At 66.1% G+C, this 17879-nt stretch carries 17 protein-coding genes; 7 read left to right on the top strand and 10 right to left on the bottom strand.

What is annotated here, in order from left to right:
- Positions 1-20 precede the first annotated feature (20 nt).
- Positions 21-1034 (bottom strand): phosphotransferase enzyme family protein, encoded by a 1014-nt coding sequence (locus CRM90_RS20430; RefSeq protein WP_102808761.1) that lies wholly within the window; start codon positions 1032-1034, stop codon positions 21-23.
- A gap of 280 nt (positions 1035-1314) precedes the next feature.
- Between CRM90_RS20430 and CRM90_RS20435 the strand changes: the two genes are divergently transcribed.
- From CRM90_RS20435 to CRM90_RS20445, 3 genes are read left to right on the top strand one after another with little or no spacing between them, the layout of a single operon-like run.
- Positions 1315-2889: an APC family permease gene (locus CRM90_RS20435; protein WP_102808762.1), complete on the top strand. Its 1575-nt coding sequence runs from the start codon at positions 1315-1317 to the stop codon at positions 2887-2889.
- A 37-nt stretch (positions 2890-2926) separates the two neighbouring features.
- Positions 2927-4258: an aspartate aminotransferase family protein gene (locus tag CRM90_RS20440; protein WP_102808763.1), complete on the top strand. Its 1332-nt coding sequence runs from the start codon at positions 2927-2929 to the stop codon at positions 4256-4258.
- 27 nt (positions 4259-4285) lie between these two features.
- Entirely contained in the window at positions 4286-4534 is a 249-nt protein-coding gene (locus CRM90_RS20445; protein WP_102808764.1) for a DUF2630 family protein, read from the top strand.
- Here CRM90_RS20445 and CRM90_RS20450 read toward each other — a convergent pair.
- Positions 4527-4943 (bottom strand): MarR family winged helix-turn-helix transcriptional regulator, encoded by a 417-nt coding sequence (locus CRM90_RS20450; RefSeq protein ID WP_102808765.1) that lies wholly within the window; start codon positions 4941-4943, stop codon positions 4527-4529. The genes CRM90_RS20445 and CRM90_RS20450 overlap by 8 nt on opposite strands.
- Entirely contained in the window at positions 4933-6384 is a 1452-nt protein-coding gene (locus tag CRM90_RS20455; RefSeq protein WP_102808766.1) for an MFS transporter, read from the bottom strand. The genes CRM90_RS20450 and CRM90_RS20455 overlap by 11 nt, the downstream gene beginning before the upstream one ends.
- Before the next feature lie 263 nt (positions 6385-6647).
- Between CRM90_RS20455 and CRM90_RS20460 the strand changes: the two genes are divergently transcribed.
- On the top strand, positions 6648-7085 hold the full coding sequence (locus tag CRM90_RS20460; protein WP_102808767.1) for a hypothetical protein: 438 nt from the start codon (positions 6648-6650) through the stop codon (positions 7083-7085).
- 6 nt (positions 7086-7091) lie between these two features.
- On the opposite strand, the gene CRM90_RS20465 is transcribed toward CRM90_RS20460, so the two are convergent.
- From CRM90_RS20465 to pdxH, 4 genes are all read right to left on the bottom strand, one after another.
- Entirely contained in the window at positions 7092-8396 is a 1305-nt protein-coding gene (locus CRM90_RS20465) for a citrate synthase (protein WP_102808768.1), read from the bottom strand.
- 61 nt (positions 8397-8457) lie between these two features.
- Positions 8458-9399 (bottom strand): TetR/AcrR family transcriptional regulator, encoded by a 942-nt coding sequence (locus CRM90_RS20470; RefSeq protein ID WP_233209420.1) that lies wholly within the window; start codon positions 9397-9399, stop codon positions 8458-8460.
- Positions 9400-9455: 56 nt separating this feature from the next.
- A complete protein-coding gene (locus tag CRM90_RS20475) occupies positions 9456-10730 on the bottom strand; it encodes an MFS transporter (RefSeq protein ID WP_102808769.1) in 1275 nt (424 codons plus the stop codon).
- The gene (gene pdxH / locus CRM90_RS20480) at positions 10731-11369 is read right to left on the bottom strand and encodes a pyridoxamine 5'-phosphate oxidase (RefSeq protein ID WP_102808819.1); all 639 of its coding nucleotides are present in this window, start codon (positions 11367-11369) and stop codon (positions 10731-10733) included.
- Between the two features lie 116 nt (positions 11370-11485).
- Between pdxH and CRM90_RS20485 the strand changes: the two genes are divergently transcribed.
- Positions 11486-12610 carry a citrate synthase 2 gene (locus CRM90_RS20485; RefSeq protein ID WP_102808770.1) on the top strand — a complete coding sequence of 375 codons (1125 nt, stop codon included), beginning with the start codon at positions 11486-11488 and terminating at the stop codon, positions 12608-12610.
- On the opposite strand, the gene CRM90_RS20490 is transcribed toward CRM90_RS20485, so the two are convergent.
- Positions 12611-13948, bottom strand: coding sequence for an MFS transporter (locus tag CRM90_RS20490; protein WP_102808771.1), 1338 nt, complete (start codon positions 13946-13948; stop codon positions 12611-12613).
- Positions 13949-14104: 156 nt separating this feature from the next.
- Here CRM90_RS20490 and CRM90_RS20495 point away from each other — a divergent pair, with 156 nt between their 5' ends.
- Complete coding sequence (locus CRM90_RS20495; protein ID WP_102808772.1) at positions 14105-14554, top strand: VOC family protein; 450 nt, start codon at positions 14105-14107, stop codon at positions 14552-14554.
- Positions 14555-14561: 7 nt separating this feature from the next.
- On the top strand, positions 14562-15035 hold the full coding sequence (locus CRM90_RS20500; RefSeq protein WP_233209421.1) for a 5' nucleotidase, NT5C type: 474 nt from the start codon (positions 14562-14564) through the stop codon (positions 15033-15035).
- Here the strand turns inward: CRM90_RS20500 and CRM90_RS20505 are convergent.
- Together CRM90_RS20505 and CRM90_RS20510 are read right to left on the bottom strand one after the other, a co-directional pair.
- Entirely contained in the window at positions 15032-16717 is a 1686-nt protein-coding gene (locus CRM90_RS20505) for an FAD-dependent oxidoreductase (protein ID WP_102808773.1), read from the bottom strand. The genes CRM90_RS20500 and CRM90_RS20505 overlap by 4 nt on opposite strands.
- Before the next feature lie 18 nt (positions 16718-16735).
- Positions 16736-17752, bottom strand: coding sequence for an AurF N-oxygenase family protein (locus CRM90_RS20510; protein ID WP_102808774.1), 1017 nt, complete (start codon positions 17750-17752; stop codon positions 16736-16738).
- Between the last annotated feature and the right edge of the window lie 127 nt (positions 17753-17879).

Below are 17879 nucleotides of genomic sequence, written 5' to 3' on the forward strand. Positions count from 1 at the left end.
CTCCTTGCCTAGAAAGGGTTTCAAACCCGGGATCCGAAGATCGCATCCTGCAACCAGGTGCGGTCCTCCAGATACCGTTGCGCCAGCCGGGCGGTGTTGGGGGCGAAGTCGTCGCCGAGCTCAGCCGCCGCATCGGCGTCGGCGTGCGAGGCGATCCAGGCGGTCAGGTTGATCCGGCGCAGCATCACGAACGTCGGGACGAGCGCCAAGTGGTCGGCAGGCAGCGATCCGGCTTCGAAGTAGCCGGTGAGCCACTCGGCGATGATCCGCTCACCGGCCGGGGTGTCCTCGATGAACGACACCGCGGCGCCCAGATCGGCCAGGTACCACGACCACCCGCAGTCATCGAAGTCGATCACCGTGATGCCTGCGCTCGCATCGGTCGGATCGACCATCAGATTGGCCAACCGCAGATCGGCGTGAACAAGTCCGAATCGGTCGGGCGCCGAACCGAAATCGGTGAGCTTGGCCGTGATGTCGTCGGCGGCGCGCTGGATCACAGCCCGGTCATCGTCGGTGAGGCCGGGCGCCAGCCGCCAATTACCCCATCGGGCGTCCGGACCGAGAATGGTGTCGAGGTCCCAGCGGAACCGGGTGAACGAGTGTGGGAACGTCCAGTTCCTGGCGTGCTCGTGCATGACGGCGGTGAGCCTGCCGAGCTGCTCGAAGCCGATGACGTCGGGATCGTCCTCCGCAGTACAGCCCGCGACAAAGGTCACGGCGTCGACGTGCAGGACATCGCCGTCGACCTCGGCGGCCACGACGTCGGTTCCGTCGCGGGCGGCGATCAGCTCCGGCGTCAGCACCGACGTCTCCCGGCGCAGAGCCTGCATCCATGCCAGCTCGGAGCGGATCGCCCCCAGCGAGTGATAGCCCGGCCGGTGTACCCGCAAAACGATCGGCTCGTCGTCCTCGACCAGGTAGGTGGCGTTCTCGGACAGGCTGAGCAGCCGCAGCGGCGTGGTGTCTGCGCGACCGTAAGCGGGCAGTGCTGCACGCGCGAAGAACTCATGAGTCGGCGGCAGTCCCGGCATGGCACCAGTGTGGACCATAACGGGGGGTCGAGCAGACCAAATCCGCATATTTAACGTCCTTGTTTCTTGGCAGGGTTTTGGGAAACACACAGGAAACATCACTTGCGTATTGCCCGTAAGTTCCTGTTGACCAGGTCATCTGGCGGGGGTAACAATGTCGTCGTCGCACCACAAAGCCGTGCCGACATCGTCATCACCCCCCGGCCTCAGTTGCAACCGGGAAATACCAGACCAAATAAATGGCACGACCCCAGTCACAGTCGAGATGGGAATCCACACAATGAGCGACACCATCGATCCGCCGGCCCCGGCCGGAAGCGAAGCCAAATCCGAAACCGTCCAACGGCTCAAGCCCAACGCGGTCGGTCTGATCGGCGTCCTGTTCATGGCCGTCGCGACCGCCGCGCCGATCACCGCCATGGTGGGCAACGTGCCGATCGCGGTCGGATTCGGTAACGGCGCCTATGCCCCGGCCGGCTACTTCGTCGCCACGATCGTGCTGACGTTGTTCGCGATCGGTTATGCCGCGATGAGCAAGCACATCACCGCAACCGGCGCCTTCTACGGGTACATCTCGCACGGGCTGGGCCGGATCGTCGGGTTGGGCGCAGGCTTCCTGACCGCCATGGCCTACATGGTGTTCGAAGCGTCGCTGATCGGTATCTTCGCCTTCTTCGGCAACGACACCTTCAATTCACTGTTCCACGTGAACATCCCGTGGATCGTGTTCGCCATCGGCATGCTGGTGGTCAATCTGGTCCTGACCTACTTCGACATCAACGTCGCCGCCAGGGTGCTCGGGGTCTTCCTGATCACCGAGATCGTCATGCTGTCGTTGATGGCACTCTCGGTGCTGTTCACCGGTGGCGGCCCGCAGGGCTGGTCGTGGGGATCGCTCAACCCGCTCAACGCTTTTCAGAACCTGAGCGGCTCGGTGGCCGGAGCCGACGGCAGCATGCTCACGGTGGCCGGCTCGGCAGGCATCGGCCTGTTCTTCGCGTTCTGGTCCTGGGTCGGCTTCGAGTCCAGTGCGATGTACGGCGAGGAGTCCAAGAACCCGAAGAAGATCATCCCGATCGCGGTGATCAGCTCGGTGGTCGGGATCGGCGTGTTCTACGTCCTCATCTCCTGGCTGGCGATCGTGGGCACCGGTCCGCAGAACGCCATTGCGCTGGCGCAGGATTCGGCGACCGCCGGTGACATCTTCTTCGGGCCGGTCGGTGCGCACCTGGGCACCTGGGCTGTCGACCTGTTCAAGATCCTGTTGATGACCGGGTCGTTCGCCTGCGGCATGGCATTCCACAACTGCGCTGCCCGCTACATCTACGCGATCGGTCGCGAGAACGTCATCCCGGGCATGCGCAAGACACTGGGCGCCACCCACCCGACGCACGGTTCGCCGCATATCGCCGGGCTGGTCCAGACCATCTTCGCGACCGTCGTCGTGCTGTTCTTCGCGCTCACCGGCCGTGATCCGTACACCGGTCTGTACGGGTTGATGGCTCTGCTCGGCACCACCGCGATCATGATCGTCCAGGCGCTGGCCGCTTTCTCGGTGATCGCCTACTTCCACGTCGGCAAGAACCATCCGGAGACAGCCAACTGGTTCCGGACGTTCCTGGCTCCCCTGCTCGGCGGCCTGGGCATGCTCTACGTGATCTACCTGCTGGCCAAGAACGCATCATTCGCGGCCGGCACGGCTTCCAGCGACTGGGTGTTCGAGATCATCCCCTACGTGGTGGGTGTCGTCGGCATCGGTGGCATCGTGCTGGCGGTGGTGCTGAAATACACGTCGCCGCAGCGCTATTCGGAGCTCGGCCGGACAGTGCTCGAAGAGGCGCACGAGCGCCAGTGAGTGCAGTCACGGGCAGCGACAACGAGAAAGTAGCGCTATGAGCTTTTCCAACATCATGGATTCCAACAGCTACTCGGCGGACCATCCGGTCGATCCCGCCACCGAATCGTTGATCGCGGCCCGTGACCGCATCCTGGGCCCGGCCTACCGGCTGTTCTACCAACGCCCGGTGCACCTGGTCCGCGGTGAGGGCACCCGGCTCTACGACTCCGACGGCGCCTGCTACCTGGACGCCTACAACAACGTCGCCAGCGTCGGGCACTGCCACCCGCATGTGGTGGAGGCCGTCACCCGCCAGCTGTCCACCCTCAACACCCACACCCGCTATCTGCACGGCGGCATCGTCGACTACAGCCAGCGGCTGCTGGACACTCTGCGGTCCGAGGGGCCCCACGACATCGACCAGGTGATGTACGCCTGTACCGGCTCCGAGGTCAACGACCTGGCCCTGCGCGTCGCCGAAATGTACACCGGCGCAAAGGGTGTCATCGTGACCACCGACGCCTATCACGGCAACACCGCCGCCGTCACGGCGATCTCGCCGTCCATCGGCGGGGCCACCGTGCTCGGTGAGCACGTCCGCACGGTCCCGCCACCGGACAGCTACCGGCTGCCCGCGGACGAACTCGCCGACCGGTTCACCGCCGACGTCGTCACCGCCATCGACAAGCTGGTCGCCAGCGGCGCAGGGTTCTCCGCCCTGATCGTCGACACGATCTTCTCCTCCGACGGCATCTACCCGGACCCCTCGGTGCTGGCGCCCGCGGTGGCGGCGGTGCATCGCGCCGGCGGCGTATTCATCGCCGATGAGGTGCAGCCCGGCTTCGGCCGCACCGGTGACGCGATGTGGGGCTTCATGCGCCACGGCGTCGTGCCGGACCTGGTCACGATGGGCAAGCCGATGGGCAACGGCATGCCGATCGCGGCGATGGCGGCCCGCTCGGAGGTGCTCGACACCTTCGCCCGCGAGGTCCCGTACTTCAACACCTTCGGCGGCAATCCCGTGACGGTGGCCGCGGCGGCCGCCGTCCTGGACGTCATCGAGGACGAGAAGCTGATGCGCAACGCCGCCGAAGTCGGCACGCAACTGCGCACCGAACTGACGCGCCTGGGCGCTGATCATCCGCGCATCGGCGACGTCCGCGGCACCGGGCTGTACGTCGGAGTCGAGATGATCGACGAGACCGGCGCACCCGACCGGCCCGGCGCGCGGGCATTGGTCAACGCCATGCGCGAGCGGCGGGTGCTGATCTCGGTGTGTGGGCGCGACGGGAACGTGCTGAAGATCCGTCCGCCGATGGTGTTCTCGAGCACCGATGTGGACTGGTTCTGCACCGAGTTCGCCGGTGCCCTTGCTTCGCCGTTCTGACTCGCTTTCGTCGGGCACACTGGAGCAGTGGCTGAAGACAACGAAACCCTTTCCCGCATCCACGACCTGGTCGCCCAAGAGCGCGAACTGCGTGAGCGGGTGGTGAACGGACAACTCGACCCCGCTGAGGAGCACACCCGCCTGCGGGCCATCGAAACCGAACTCGATCAGTGCTGGGACCTGCTTCGCCAGCGTCGCGCACTGCGCGAGACGGGCGGCGACCCGAATCAGGCCAGCGCGCGGCCAGGCGATGAAGTCGAGGGCTACCTCAGCTGATCACCCGGGCCAGGATCGCCAACAACGCCTGAAGATCCTGTTCATCGAGCGAGGCCAAGACCTCCGGCGCCGGGTCGTCGGTGTCGTCGAGGACGGCAATGACATCGCGGCCCGCGTCAGTCAGTGACACCAGCTTGCAGCGCCGGTTGTCCGGATGCGGTTGGCGGACCACCAGGCCGCGAGCCTCCAGATCGTTCACCGCGACAGTGGCGGCCGGCGCGTCGATGGTGGCCGCCTCGGCGACCTGCTTGACCGTCATCGGCTGCGACGCGAGCCGGCGCAATATTCGAATTCTGCTGAACGGCAATCCCGTTCGGTCGACAACCGCGCGACGCCAGCGGTCCTTGTTGTCCAGTACCAGGCTCGACATCGATCGCCACACCTGATCGGCGAGCGGATTACCCGACATGAGCCGCCTCACTTCGGTGCTCCTCGATCAGCGGAGCCAGCCGCTGCGCCGACAGCCTGGCCCGGGCCGAGGTGGACACGATGGCGAGCACCACGATCACCACGCCGAGGCCCAAGTTCATCCACCACAGCGGCCGTGCGGCTGCGGTGAAGTCCACACCCGCGACCGCCAGCGCCGAGCCGGCCACCGAACCGCACAGTGCCACACCGATACTCACGCCGACCTGCCTGCTGGTGGAGGTCACCGCCGAGGCCGCGCCGGCCCGGTCGCGCGGCATCCCGCTGACCGCGGCATTGGTGATCGGCGCGTTGACCATGCCGAACCCGATGCCGTACACCGTGAAGATCACCAACAGCGCCCACACCGGCGTCGTCTCGGTGAGGAACGTCAGCATCACCGACGCCGCGGTCATCAGGACACCGGACACCAGCAACGACGGGCGGGCACCGAAGCGGCCCACCAGCCGGCCCGAGAGCGGCGAGAAGAACAGCGCGCCGATCGCGATCGGCAGATAGATCAGGCCGGTGTGGGCGGCCGAATAGCCGCGCTCGCCCTGCAGGTACAGCGACATCATGAACAGGAAGGCCCCCCAGGCGGCGAAGGCGCACACGGCGATGACCGTAGCCGACGAGAACGGCACGCTGCGGAAGAACCGCAGATCGATGAAGGGGTCGTGGCGGCGTGATTCGTAACGCAGGAAGGCCAGCAGCGCCACTGCCGCGCCGGCGGCGATCGCGATGATGCGCGGGTTGGACCACCCCATCCCCGGTCCTTCGATCAGGACGAAAACGATGCCGAACAGGGCGAGCACGGCGAGCAGCTGGCCGACCGGATCGATGTCACGCATGGTGGCCGACTTGCTCTCGGGCACGAAGATCGCGGTGAGGATGATGGCGGCCGCACAGATGGGCAGGTTGATCCAGAACACCGCCCGCCAGCTGATCGCCTGAATCAGGAAACCGCCGACGATCGGGCCAAGCGCCATCGAGATCCCGACCACCGCGCCCCACAGACCCAGCGCGCGGGCGCGCTCCACCCGCCCGACGAAGACTTGCGAAATGATGGACAGCGCAACGGGATTCATCATCGAGCCGCCAAAACCCTGGATCAGCCTGGCGCCGATCAGGGTGTCGATGTCAGGAGCCAGGCTGCACAGCAGCGAGCCGACCGCAAAGGTGGCCAGCCCGATCTGGAAGATACGACGGCGCCCGAAGCGGTCGCCGGTGGCGCCGGAAAGCATCAGCAGCGACGCCAGCACGAGGGTGTAGATGTCGATGACCCACTGCATCTGCGACGGGGTCGCGTGCAGGTCGGCGCGGATCGCCGGGATCGCAACGTTGACGATCGTCGAGTCCATCGACACGATCAGCAGGCTCAAGCAGCAGGACGCCAGAATGATCGTCTTGCGCCGCGCGCTCAGCTCGCCAACAGTTGTAATCACACAATCATTGTGAAACTACAACCGTTCAGAAGTCAACCGGCGCCGTGTCGATATCGACGCGATGCCTCAATCTTGTCGCACCTCTCTGCGAATTGTCGTATGTGCCGAGGGCAGGCGACACCAGGCATAACATGCTTCGCATGTCGCAGCCTCCTTACGGACCGCCCACCGGATCTGATGCCTTGCCGCCCACGGCGGAGCCATGGCCCGCATCGGCGCCCAAGCCGTCCCGCATCCCCACGATCTTGTCAATCGTCGCGATAGTGATCGGGCTCGTCGTCGGCGCGATTGCGATCGCGGCATGGTTCAAGGCGGCGCCCACCGCTGAGCAGCACGGGGGCAAGACCTACAGCGCGGAGGACGTCACTCACGCCAAGATGGCAGTGTGCGACGCGTTCGGCACCATCCATGACGCGGTACTCATCAACACGGCCCGCAACGGCGGTTCCAACCCGGCGGCAGTAATGGCTATCGCCGCTAACGCGCGCCTGGCCATGTACGCCGGTGGGGGCTACATGATCGATGCCCTGATACGAAATCCCGCCACCCCTGCCGAGCTTGCGACGCCGGTACGAAAGCTCGCCGAGTTATATCGCTACGTCGCCATTCAGTACTTGATCAATAAGACGAACGCGGATCTCAAAGATCCTCTACGAGAAGCGGATTCGGCCACGCTAGCCATACAGACCGCATGCAAATAGGGGCCGCTACAGCGCCTGCCGGCCGTCGATGGGCGCGTAGTCACGCTCGGTGTAGCCAGTGTAGATCTGGCGCGGGCGGCCGATCTTGCTGCTGCCCTCGTCGTGCATCTCCCGCCAGTGCGCGATCCAGCCCGGCAGCCGACCCAGCGCGAACAGCACGGTGAACATTCGGGTCGGGAAGCCCATCGCGCGGTAGATCACGCCGGTGTAGTAGTCGACATTCGGGTAAAGCTTGCGCTCGATGAAGAAGTCGTCGGTCAACGCGATCTCTTCGAGCTGCTTTGCAATGTCGAGCAGCTCGTCGTCGCCGCCGAGCTTTCCCAGGATCTTGTCGGCCTGCTCCTTGACGATGCGCGCCCGCGGATCGTAGTTCTTGTAGACGCGGTGCCCGAAGCCCATCAGCTTCACGCCGTCTTCTTTGTTCTTGACCTTCTTGACGAAGGTCTGGACGTCATCCTGGCCGACGCGGATCTTCTCCAGCATCTCAAGCACCGCCTGGTTGGCGCCGCCGTGCAGCGGGCCCCACAGCGCGTTGATGCCGCCGGAGATCGAGGTGAACAGGTTGGCCTGCGACGAGCCCACCAGGCGCACGGTCGAGGTCGAGCAGTTCTGCTCGTGGTCGGCGTGCAGGATCAGCAGCATGTCCAAGGCGCGAACAATTTCGGGATCTACCTCATACGGCTCGGCCGGGAAACCGAACGTCATCCGCAGGAAGTTCTCCACCAGCGTCAGCGAGTTGTCCGGATACAGGAACGGCTGGCCCTCGGACTTCTTGTACGCGTACGCCGCGATCGTCGGCAGCTTGGCCAGCAGCCGGATCGTCGAGAGCTCCACCTGCTTCTTGTTCAGCGGATCCAGCGAGTCGGGGTAGTAGGCGCTCAACGCGTTGACCGTGCTGGACAGCACCGGCATCGGGTGCGCATCGCGGGGGAAACCGTCGAAGAAACGCTTGAGGTCCTCGTGCAGCAGGGTGTGCCGCTGGATCTGGGTGGTGAACTTCTCCAGCTGCTCGGTGGTGGGCAGCTCACCGTAGATCAGCAGGTAGCTCACCTCGATGAAGGTGGACTTCTCGGCGAGCTGCTCGATCGGGTAGCCGCGATAACGCAGGATGCCGGCGTCACCGTCGATGTAGGTGATCGCGCTCTTGGTCGACGCCGTGTTCACGAAACCCTGGTCGAACGTCGTGTAACCGGTCTTGGCCAGCAACGAGCCCAGCGCGAACCCGTCAGACCCCTCCGTCGCTTTCACGATGTCCAGGTCCAACTCGCCGCCCGGGTACTTCAGGGAGGCGGTCTCGTCGGTTGCGGCCACATGAACCCCTTCTGAGCTCGTCGACGCCTGCGAGGCGTCCGTATGTAGGTGAAGGTAGTCGCTATTCTGCCGATACGCCCGCGGGGGTTGGGCCCGGGGTCACCCACGGCGCCCACAGCCGGGTGAAAAGCCCGTACACCGACTCGATTCGGCGGCACACCACGTCCGGCTCGATCGGCGGACCGTCGGCGGTCCCCAGCCCGTTACAGGCCACTCCCATCACCACCGCCCAGGTATCGAACAGGATGCGGACCGACGGGTGGTCAGCTGCCACACCCATCCGCTGCGCCGCGACGTCCATCGCCCGGTGGTGGAAGCCGCCTGCGCGGAACATGAACGGCGCGAGCCCGAGCGCCGGGGCTGAATTCACGATCGTCAGCAACAGCCTCATCCGTTCGAACGATGCCGTAGACCCGTGCTCCTCGGTGCTGAACGTCTCAAGGTGCGCACGCGCCAGTGCGTCGTATTGGGTGATGTCGAGGGGCTGGCGCGCGAGGGCGGCGGCCACATCGCCTGCGACCTCGTCCATGATGGCGACCAGCACGGCCTCCTTGTTCGAGAAGTACCGGCTGAAGGTGCGCGGGGCGACCTCGGCGGCGGCGGCGATCTGCTCGACTGTGGTGTTGTCGTAACCCTGGTCGATACACAGCTGGACGGCCGCGTCGATCAGCGTCGCCCTGGTTCGCTGCTTCTTGAGTTCACGCAGGCCGGGCACCGGAAGCTTCCCGACAACGGCCACGTCGTGTCTCCCCCCCTCGCCGTCTCGGCGCCCCCCGAGGTCAAACTTTGAAGAGTAGCGCCGACCCCACTTCCAGCGCGGCGATATCGGCGAATCCAGTGACGGCGAGGTGCGCCGGTCGGCCATGATGACCCTGCAGTTGTCGTGGTCGCCCGGCCCGATCACCAACTGCTGCTCGACGGTGGTGTTGTGGTAACCGCGCTCGATGCAGGGCTTGACGGCCGCATCTACGAGTACGGCGGCTTCTTCCGTTCGCGCAGTCACGCAGGTGGCTGCGCGATCACGTCGGCTGCTCCTCGATCTAGCCGTAACGTGCCGATTCACGGGTTCGCGGTCGGCACCCGATAGCGAACGAAAATCGGGATGGCCGCTGCCGCGATCAGCACGCCGACCACCACCAGCGCTCCCCCACCGGCCGCGGCGATCGTGGTGCCGACCACCGCGGCGGCCGCGCCGTGCAGGGCGTCGGCCAACCGCGGACCGCCCGCCACGACCACCGTGAACACCCCCTGCAGCCGGCCGCGCAGGTCGTCGGACGCCACCTGCTGCAGGATCGTCGAGCGGAACGCCGCCGACACCATGTCGGCTGCGCCACCAATCGCCAAGAACACCAACGCAATCCACAGCATGGTGCCGGTATGACCATGCGCGAGGCCACCGGCGACGCCGAAGCCGACCATGGCCGCACCCCACACCACGATCGAGATCACGACGGCAAGGCCCTGACGCTGGATGCGGGGAAACCAGCCGGAGAACACCCCGCCCGCCACCGCACCGACCGACATCGCGGCCGCCAGCAGCGCGATCGTGGTGCCACCTTCGATCGGGGCGCCGAAACTCTGGTGCGCCATCTCCGGGAACAACGCCCGCGGCATGCCCAGGATCATCGCGATCAGGTCGACCACGAACGACATCAGTACGACCTTGTTGCCGGACAGGAATCGGAAACCCTCGACGACCGAGCGCAGGGCGTCGAAACCCATGCCCCTACCGCCGACGGCAGGCGGGATCGGCGCGAGGCGAAACGCCACCAGAACCGGCACCACACAGGTGAGCGTGTCGATCAGGTAGAGGGCGGACAGATCGACCCAGTGCAGCATCACGCCGGCCATCAGCGGGCCGACGATCGCGCCGAACTGGAACACCGTGAAGTTCAACGAGTTGGCCGCGGGCAACTGCGCGCCGGGCAACATCCGCGGGATGGCGGCCGCCCGGGTGGGGCTGTCGATGGCGTAGAACACCTGCTGCACGGCCAGCAGGCACAGCACCGCCCACACGTTGTTCAGGCCAAGGGCGGCCTGCAGCCACAGCAGCAGCGACGACACCGTCAAGCCGCCGGAGGTGATGATCAGCAACACCCGACGGTCCATGGCGTCGGCCCAGGCCCCGCCGAGCAGCCCGAACACCACCAGCGGCACGAGCGCGAACACCCCGGACAGCCCGACGTACGCCGAGTTGTGGGTCAGTGCGTACAGCTGGACGGGGACGGCGAAGATGGTGAGGTTGGCCCCGATGACCGTGATGACGCCGGCCACCCACAGCCGGCGGAAGTCCGGCGTTCTCAGTGGGGTGGTGTCGGCAAAGAGCCGCGCCACCTACGGCTGCAGACGCTCGATGGAGCCGTTGCTCACACGAATTCGGTTGTGTACCCGGTTCTCCCGGCCCTGCCAGAACTCGACCACCTCGGGGGCGATCCGGTAGCCACCCCAGTGCGGCGGCACCGGCACCGTCTCGTCGGCGGCGAAGCGTTCGGTCACCTCGGCGAGCTGAGCGAGCAGCTCGGCGCGGGAGCCGATCGGGCGCGACTGCGCCGACGCCCAGGCCCCCAGCTGGGAACCGCGCGGGCGTTTGGACCAATACTCTGCGGTCTCCTGGGCGCTGACCTTGGTCACCGCGCCGCGGATGTGCACCTGTCGTCCCAGCGCGTACCAGGGGAACGTCACGGCGGCATACGGAGTCGCCGCGAGCTCATCGCCCTTGGCCGAGTCGTAGTTGGTGTAGAAGGTGATCCCGGTCTCGTCCACGCTTTTGCACAACACCGTGCGGCTGACTGGTCTTCCCGCGTCTGATCCCGTGCCGATGGTGGCCAGCACCATGGCGTTGGGCTCGGCGATACCGGCCGATTCGGCGTCGGCGATCCACCTGTGCAACAGGGCAAGCCAGCCGTCGGCGAGCCAGTCGACATCGAGGTCGCTGCTGCCGTCCTTCTCGACCGAGCCGTACTCAACGCGCATCGCCGCGAGGCGATCGTCCCTGGGCGTCTCCACGGCCCAACGGTACGCCGCAAACATTCGGCTGCCGGTTACCGACCGGCAGCGACGGTCCGATTGCCGAGTGGGAGAATCCACCCATGACGGTGGTACCCGACGACTTCGTGCCCGGCCTCGAAGGGGTGGTGGCCTTCACCACCGAGATCGCCGAACCTGATCGGGACGGCGGCGCACTGCGCTATCGCGGTGTGGACATCGAGGATCTGGTCGGCAATGGCGTGACCTTCGGCGACGTGTGGGCGCTGCTGGTCGACGGCAGGTTCGGCAACGGTCTGCGCCCCGCCGAGCCGTTCCCGCTACCCATTCACACCGGCGACGTCCGGGTCGACGTTCAGGCCGGCCTGGCGATGCTGGCACCGATCTGGGGCTATGCGCCGCTGCTCGACATCGATGGCGAAACTGCCCGCGATCATCTCGCGAGGGCGTCGGTGATGGCGTTGTCCTACGTCGCCCAGTCCGCCCGCGGTATCTACCGGCCGGCGGTGCCTCAGCGCGTGATCGACGAATGCGCCACTGTCACAGAACGTTTCATGACCCGCTGGCAGGGCGAGCCGGATCCGCGGCACGTGGAAGCGATTGACGCCTACTGGGTGTCGGCGGCCGAACACGGGATGAACGCCTCCACGTTCACCGCGCGCGTGATCGCCTCGACCGGAGCGGATGTCGCGGCCGCGATGTCGGGCGCGATCGGCGCGATGAGCGGCCCGCTGCACGGCGGCGCTCCCGCCCGAGTGCTACCGATGATCGAGGACGTCGAACGCACCGGGGACGCCCGCGCGGTGGTCAAAGGCGTCTTGGACCGCAACGAGAAGCTGATGGGTTTCGGCCACCGGGTCTACCGGGCCGAGGACCCGCGGGCACGGGTGCTGCGGGCAACCGCCAAGCGGCTGCAGGCACCGCGGTACGAGGTGGCTGTCGCACTCGAGCAGGCGGCGCTGGCCGAGCTGCGCGAACGGCGTCCGGACCGGGCGATCGAGACCAACGTGGAGTTCTGGGCCGCGGTCATCCTGGACTTCGCCCAGGTGCCCGCCAAGATGATGCCCGCGATGTTCACCTGCGGTCGCACCGCCGGGTGGTGCGCCCACATCCTGGAGCAGAAGCAGCTCGGCAAGCTGGTCCGTCCCTCGGCGATCTACGTCGGTCCGGCCCCCAGGCCGCCGGACGCGGTGCAGGGCTGGGACGAGATCGCGCACCGACCCGTCTAGTCAGGCCCGGAACGCCGAACCCCGCTCCCGGTCCAGATACGTGTCGGCCTTGTTGCGCAGGAAGAACACGTACACCACCAGCGACACCGCGATGCAGACGGTGACATAGCCGATGAACAGCGGTACGTGCCCCTGTTCCTTGGCCGCCTGGTAGATCAGCGGGGCCGTCCCGCCGAAGATCGAGTTCGCCAGCGCGTACCCGACCCCCACCCCGAGCGCCCGCACCTGCGCCGGGAACAGCTCCGACTTCACCAGCGCGTTGATCGACGTGTATCCCGTCAGGATCACGTAGCCGACCGCGACCAACCCGAAAGACGCCAGTGGCGAACGTGTTTGGGGCAGGAACGTGATGAGGACATAGGTGTAGAGCACACCGCCGACACCAAAGAACACCAACATCGGCTTGCGGCCGATCCGGTCGCTGATGATCCCGCCCACCGGCTGAAGCACCATCAAGAAGATCAGCCCGGTCAGATTCACCCACGTCGCCGTCATACCCTCGCCCTTGTACGCGGTCTTGACGATCGCCGGCGCATTGACGCTGTAGGTGTAGAACGCCACCGTGCCGCCGAGAGTGATCAGGAAGCACAGCAGCAACGGCCGCCGGTACTGCGTCAACAAAGTCCGCATGGACCCGGCGCCGCTGTCCTGCCCGGCCTTGGCCGCTTCGATGACCTCCTCGGAGAGCGACTCGTCCATGGTGCGCCGCAGCCAGAACACCACCACCGCGGCGACGCCACCGATGGCGAACGCGATGCGCCAACCGAATTCGCGCATCTGGTCGTCATTGAGGAACGACTGCAGGATCAGCAGCGTGAACTGCGCCAGCACGTGCCCACCGATCAGCGTCACGTATTGGAAAGACGAGAAGAATCCGCGCCGCTCTCGCGTCGCCGCCTCCGACATGTACGTCGCCGACGTGCCGTACTCACCGCCGGTCGCGAAGCCCTGCACCAGCCGGGCGACGATCAGGACGATCGGCGCCGCCATCCCGATCAACGCTTGCGACGGGACGACCGAAATCATCAACGAGCACAGTGCCATCAGCGACACACTCACCGTCAGCGCGGCGCGCCGGCCATGCCGGTCGGCGTACCGGCCGAAGAACCAGGATCCGACGGGACGCATCACGAAGGTGATCGCGAATATCGCGTACACGTACACCGTCGAGTTCTTCTCGGACTCATCGAAGAACTGGCCCTCGAAATACGTTGCGAACACGGTGTAGACGTAGACGTCGTACCACTCGACCAAGTTGCCCGACGACCCTCGGATCGTGTTCCAGATCGCCCGCCGGGTCTGGGCGGCGCTCGACCGCGGCACTGTCGTGGTGGTCATCGTCGCCTCCCTGTGTCAGCCCGAACCGTACTCCACAGCTGGTGATTTCTGTCGGTACCCGGTGGTTGCATTCGAGGCGGCCGATGAGTTTTCCCCGGCCGCAGTGTCTACATCGGTGGCGGCCCGGCCGGCCGCTTCACACCACAGGAGGCTTCTATGGCGATCGAGTTCCAACCCGCACTGTCCCCGCACCTGGTCGTCGACGACGCGCCCGCGGCAATCGACTTCTACATCAAGGCGTTCGGCGCCACCGAGATCGGTCGGGTGCCCCGGCCCGACGGGAAACTGATCCATGCCGCGCTGCAGATCAACGGTGCCATGATCATGCTCAACGACGATTTTCCGGAGGCGTCGGGCGGCAAATCGATGACGCCGCCGGCGCTGGGCGGCTCCCCGGTGACCATCCATCTGACCGTCACCGACGTGGACGAGAAGTTCCAGCGTGCGCTCGACGCCGGCGCGACGGTGGTGATGCCGCTCGACGACCAGTTCTGGGGCGATCGGTACGGCATGATCCGGGACCCGTTCGGGCATCAGTGGTCGCTCGGACAACCGGTGCGTGAGGTCAGCTACGACGAGATCCAGCGGGCGATGAGCCAGGCATGATGGAGACGTGACCCAGGCTCGCCGCAAGATCCTCTACATCGACCTCGACAACACGATGGTCGACTTCGGCCATCGGATCGAGGGCCTCGATCAGGTCGTGGTGGACAAGTACCGCGGCCGGATGGACGAGGCGCCGGGCATCTTCGCATTGATGCGTTCGATGCCCGGCGCGATCGAGGCGTTCACCGAGTTGTCGGAGCTGTTCGACACCTACCTGCTGTCCACCGCGCCGTGGCGCAACCCGTCGGGGTGGCAGCACAAGATCGAATGGGTGCACGAACACCTTGGGGCCGAGGAGGATTCACCCGCGTACAAGCGACTCATCCTCACTCACCACAAGGACCTCAACCGCGGTGACTTCCTCGTCGACGACCGGCCCAACAACGGTGCCGAGCACTTCGAGGGTGAGTGGATCCCGTACGGCTCCGAGCGCTTCCCGGACTGGAATGCCGTGCTGAACTACCTGCGGGACAAGGCTTAACGCAACAGCCCGGCGAGCAGCCGCCTGGCCAGCGGCGGCTCCGGCGCCGCGGCGGCCACCGCGACCATCTCGGACACGTCGGTGAACTTCACCCGCGCCCGTCCCTCGGCGTCGCCGCGGGCCGTCTCCGCTGCGTCGATGGCACGCCAGCCGCGGGCGTCGACCACATCGGGCTGACGGGAGCGCACCAGCTTGTCCAGCGACGCCGGTCGCGCATCGGGGTTGCCGAGCAAGCCGGCGTTGAAGTCGTCCACCAGGTTCGAGACAGTCTGCATGGAACAGGATTTGTTGGTGCCGATGAAGCCGGTCGGTCCGCGTTTGATCCAGCCCGCCACGTACGCGCCGGCGATGGGCGAGCCGGTGACGGGATCGATGACACGCCCGTCCCGGTTGGGGACGACAGCGGAAGCCTCGTCGAACGGCAGGCCGGCGATCGGCGCGCCGCGGTATCCGATCGAGGTGAGCAGCAGTCCGGCCTCGATCTGCACCGGGTCTTCGGTTCCGGTGCAACGGAATTCGATACCGTCGACCCGTTCGGTACCGAGCACCCGGTGGGGCGTGAGCCGGTAGGCCAGCCGAATGCGCCTGCGGTCGATGCGGTCGGACGCGACCGGCAGTTTGGCCAAGATCTCGAGTTTGGCGACCGTGACCGCATCGGTGGCGGTGGCCAGGTCCTCCTGCACCAGGGCGTGGTCGGCGGCGTCGAGGACGACCTCGGCCGTCGACGTCAGCCCGATCAGCTCCGGCAGGGTGAACGCCGAGTCGACCGGACGCCGCCGCGCCGCGATGACGACTTCGCGCACGCCCGAGCTTCGCAGGGCACTCAGCGCGGCGTCCGAGATGTCGGTGCGGGCCAGGCCGTCGGGGTCGGCGGTCAGGATCCGAGCGACGTCGAGTGCCACATTGCCGTTGCCGATCACCACGACCCGTTCGTGGCGCAGGTCGACGGGCAGCCCGGCAAAATCCGGGTGACCGTTGATCCAGGCCACCGTCTCGGTGGCGGTGCCTGCCCCGGGCAGCTCCATGCCGGGGATGTCGAGCCTGCGGTCGTTCGGAGCGCCGACGGTGTACAGCACCGCGTGGTGGTGCTGTAGCAACTCTTCGTGACGGATGTGTTGTCCCACTTCGACATTGAGGTAGAAGGTGAAGCGTGGGTGACTGCTGATCCGCTCGAAGAGCCGCGTCACTCCCTTGGTGTGCTGGTGATCGGGAGCGACGCCGGCGCGGACGAGACCGAACGGCGTGGGCAGTTTGTCGAAGACGTTGACCCGCACGCCCTTCTGCGTCAGCAGCTCGTCGGCGGCGTAGATGCCCGCGGGCCCGGACCCGACGACGGCCACCGTCAGATCCCCACCGCCACGGCGCACCTGCGGCGCGGGCAGCACCGGGGCGAGCTTGGAGGTCGGCGGCACTTTCACCCCCGCGGGCCGCTCGGGATAGAACGCCGCGTTGAGTTCGACGAACGGCAGCTGCTGGTCGGTCAGTTTGCTGGCCGGCGCGATGGCACCGACCGGGCAGGCGCTGACGCACGCCCCGCAGTCCACGCATGCGACCGGATCGATGTAGAGCATCTCGGCGGTCGCGAAGCCCGGCTCGTCGGGGCTGGGGTGGATGCAGTTGACCGGGCAGGCGTAGACGCAGGACCCGTCGCTGCAGCACGACTGGGTGATCACATGGGGCACAGGCGTGAGTCCTTCGATTTACGCGGCAGCAACCACGTGCTGACGGGCCGGCTCGCTGCGGAAGCGGCTCGGCGTGCCGTCGATCCGGCAGATCCGCCACACCAGCTTCGCCAACGGATTCATCAGACCGGTGTCCTGGCACAGCATCCGGACATCGCCGAACATGTCGCGCAACATCTGTCGGGACTGAGGCGAGGAGAAGAAGATGTCCTTGCGCACCGAGCGCGGGATGTCGAATTCTTTCCAGAACGCCTTCGGCGGCACGATGATCGCCGAGCACAGCACCCGCATCACCACCGGCACATACAGCGACAGCCAGAACCGCTTGCGGCGCGGCAGGTGCGGCACCCGCTTGCGCAGGTACTCGTGCGCGAACGAGATGTGCCGGGCTTCCTCGGCGACGTGGATCGCCATCACGCGCTCCATGATCGGGTGCAGCGTCTTGCCTTCGCGCAGAACGTTTTTCTGGGTGTGGTCGATGGGCTCTTCACCGGCGAGGATGCCGAACCAGAACGGGATCGGCAGGGGGCCGGCCACCAGTGGGATCGCCGGCTGGACCCACTTGAGCAGGCGCGGCATGCCCGGCACGTCGGCGCCGATGTGGTTGACCATCTCCTGGAACATCATCGTGTGGTTGCACTCTTCGACCGCTTCATGCAGGCAGTACCGGTATTCCGGTGAGCCGTTGGGCGCCCAGAACGCGTACTCCATCAGACCCCGGATGAGGATCGACTCGAAGTGCAGTCCGACCTTGGCCACATTGGATTGACGCCACATGCCGATCTCGATCTGCCGCTCTTTGGACTGCGACTGATACCAGGGGTGCTGCCCGATCGGGTCGGTCGCGGGCAGGATCCAGCGCTCGTCGTTGGGTATGACAGCGAACTCGGGCGAATCCCAGTCGATGTCGGTGTACGGGTTGAAGTTCCGCCGAACTGAGCCTTCGGACAGCGTCATCAGCTTCTCGACATAGGCGGTGTCGTCCAGCACGTCCATGTTGCGGCGCCAGCGCTGGATGATCTTGGTTCTCGCCATGACAGTCTCCTCAATAGAGGTTTACATTTGGGCGGTTGTTGTACAAACGGTACCGCAGGTATCGCATACATGTCCATACCCGGTTTCGGGCTCGCTCAACGCCTCGGTGTGCACCCTCTGTTTCATG

The sequence above is a fragment of the Mycobacterium sp. ENV421 genome (assembly GCF_002887815.1).
Classification (GTDB): Bacteria; Actinomycetota; Actinomycetes; order Mycobacteriales; family Mycobacteriaceae; genus Mycobacterium.

Bases quoted from the DNA above. Each gene is read 5' to 3' on its own strand.
- CRM90_RS20430 (WP_102808761.1), bottom strand. From the start codon at position 1,034: ATGCCGGGACTGCCGCCGACTCATGAGTTCTTCGCGCGTGCAGCACTG.
- CRM90_RS20435 (WP_102808762.1), top strand. From the start codon at position 1,315: ATGAGCGACACCATCGATCCGCCGGCCCCGGCCGGAAGCGAAGCCAAA.
- CRM90_RS20440 (WP_102808763.1), top strand. From the start codon at position 2,927: ATGAGCTTTTCCAACATCATGGATTCCAACAGCTACTCGGCGGACCAT.
- CRM90_RS20450 (WP_102808765.1), bottom strand. From the start codon at position 4,943: ATGTCGGGTAATCCGCTCGCCGATCAGGTGTGGCGATCGATGTCGAGC.
- pdxH (WP_102808819.1), bottom strand. From the start codon at position 11,369: ATGCGCGTTGAGTACGGCTCGGTCGAGAAGGACGGCAGCAGCGACCTC.
- CRM90_RS20485 (WP_102808770.1), top strand. From the start codon at position 11,486: ATGACGGTGGTACCCGACGACTTCGTGCCCGGCCTCGAAGGGGTGGTG.
- CRM90_RS20490 (WP_102808771.1), bottom strand. From the start codon at position 13,948: ATGACCACCACGACAGTGCCGCGGTCGAGCGCCGCCCAGACCCGGCGG.
- CRM90_RS20495 (WP_102808772.1), top strand. From the start codon at position 14,105: ATGGCGATCGAGTTCCAACCCGCACTGTCCCCGCACCTGGTCGTCGAC.
- CRM90_RS20510 (WP_102808774.1), bottom strand. From the start codon at position 17,752: ATGGCGAGAACCAAGATCATCCAGCGCTGGCGCCGCAACATGGACGTG.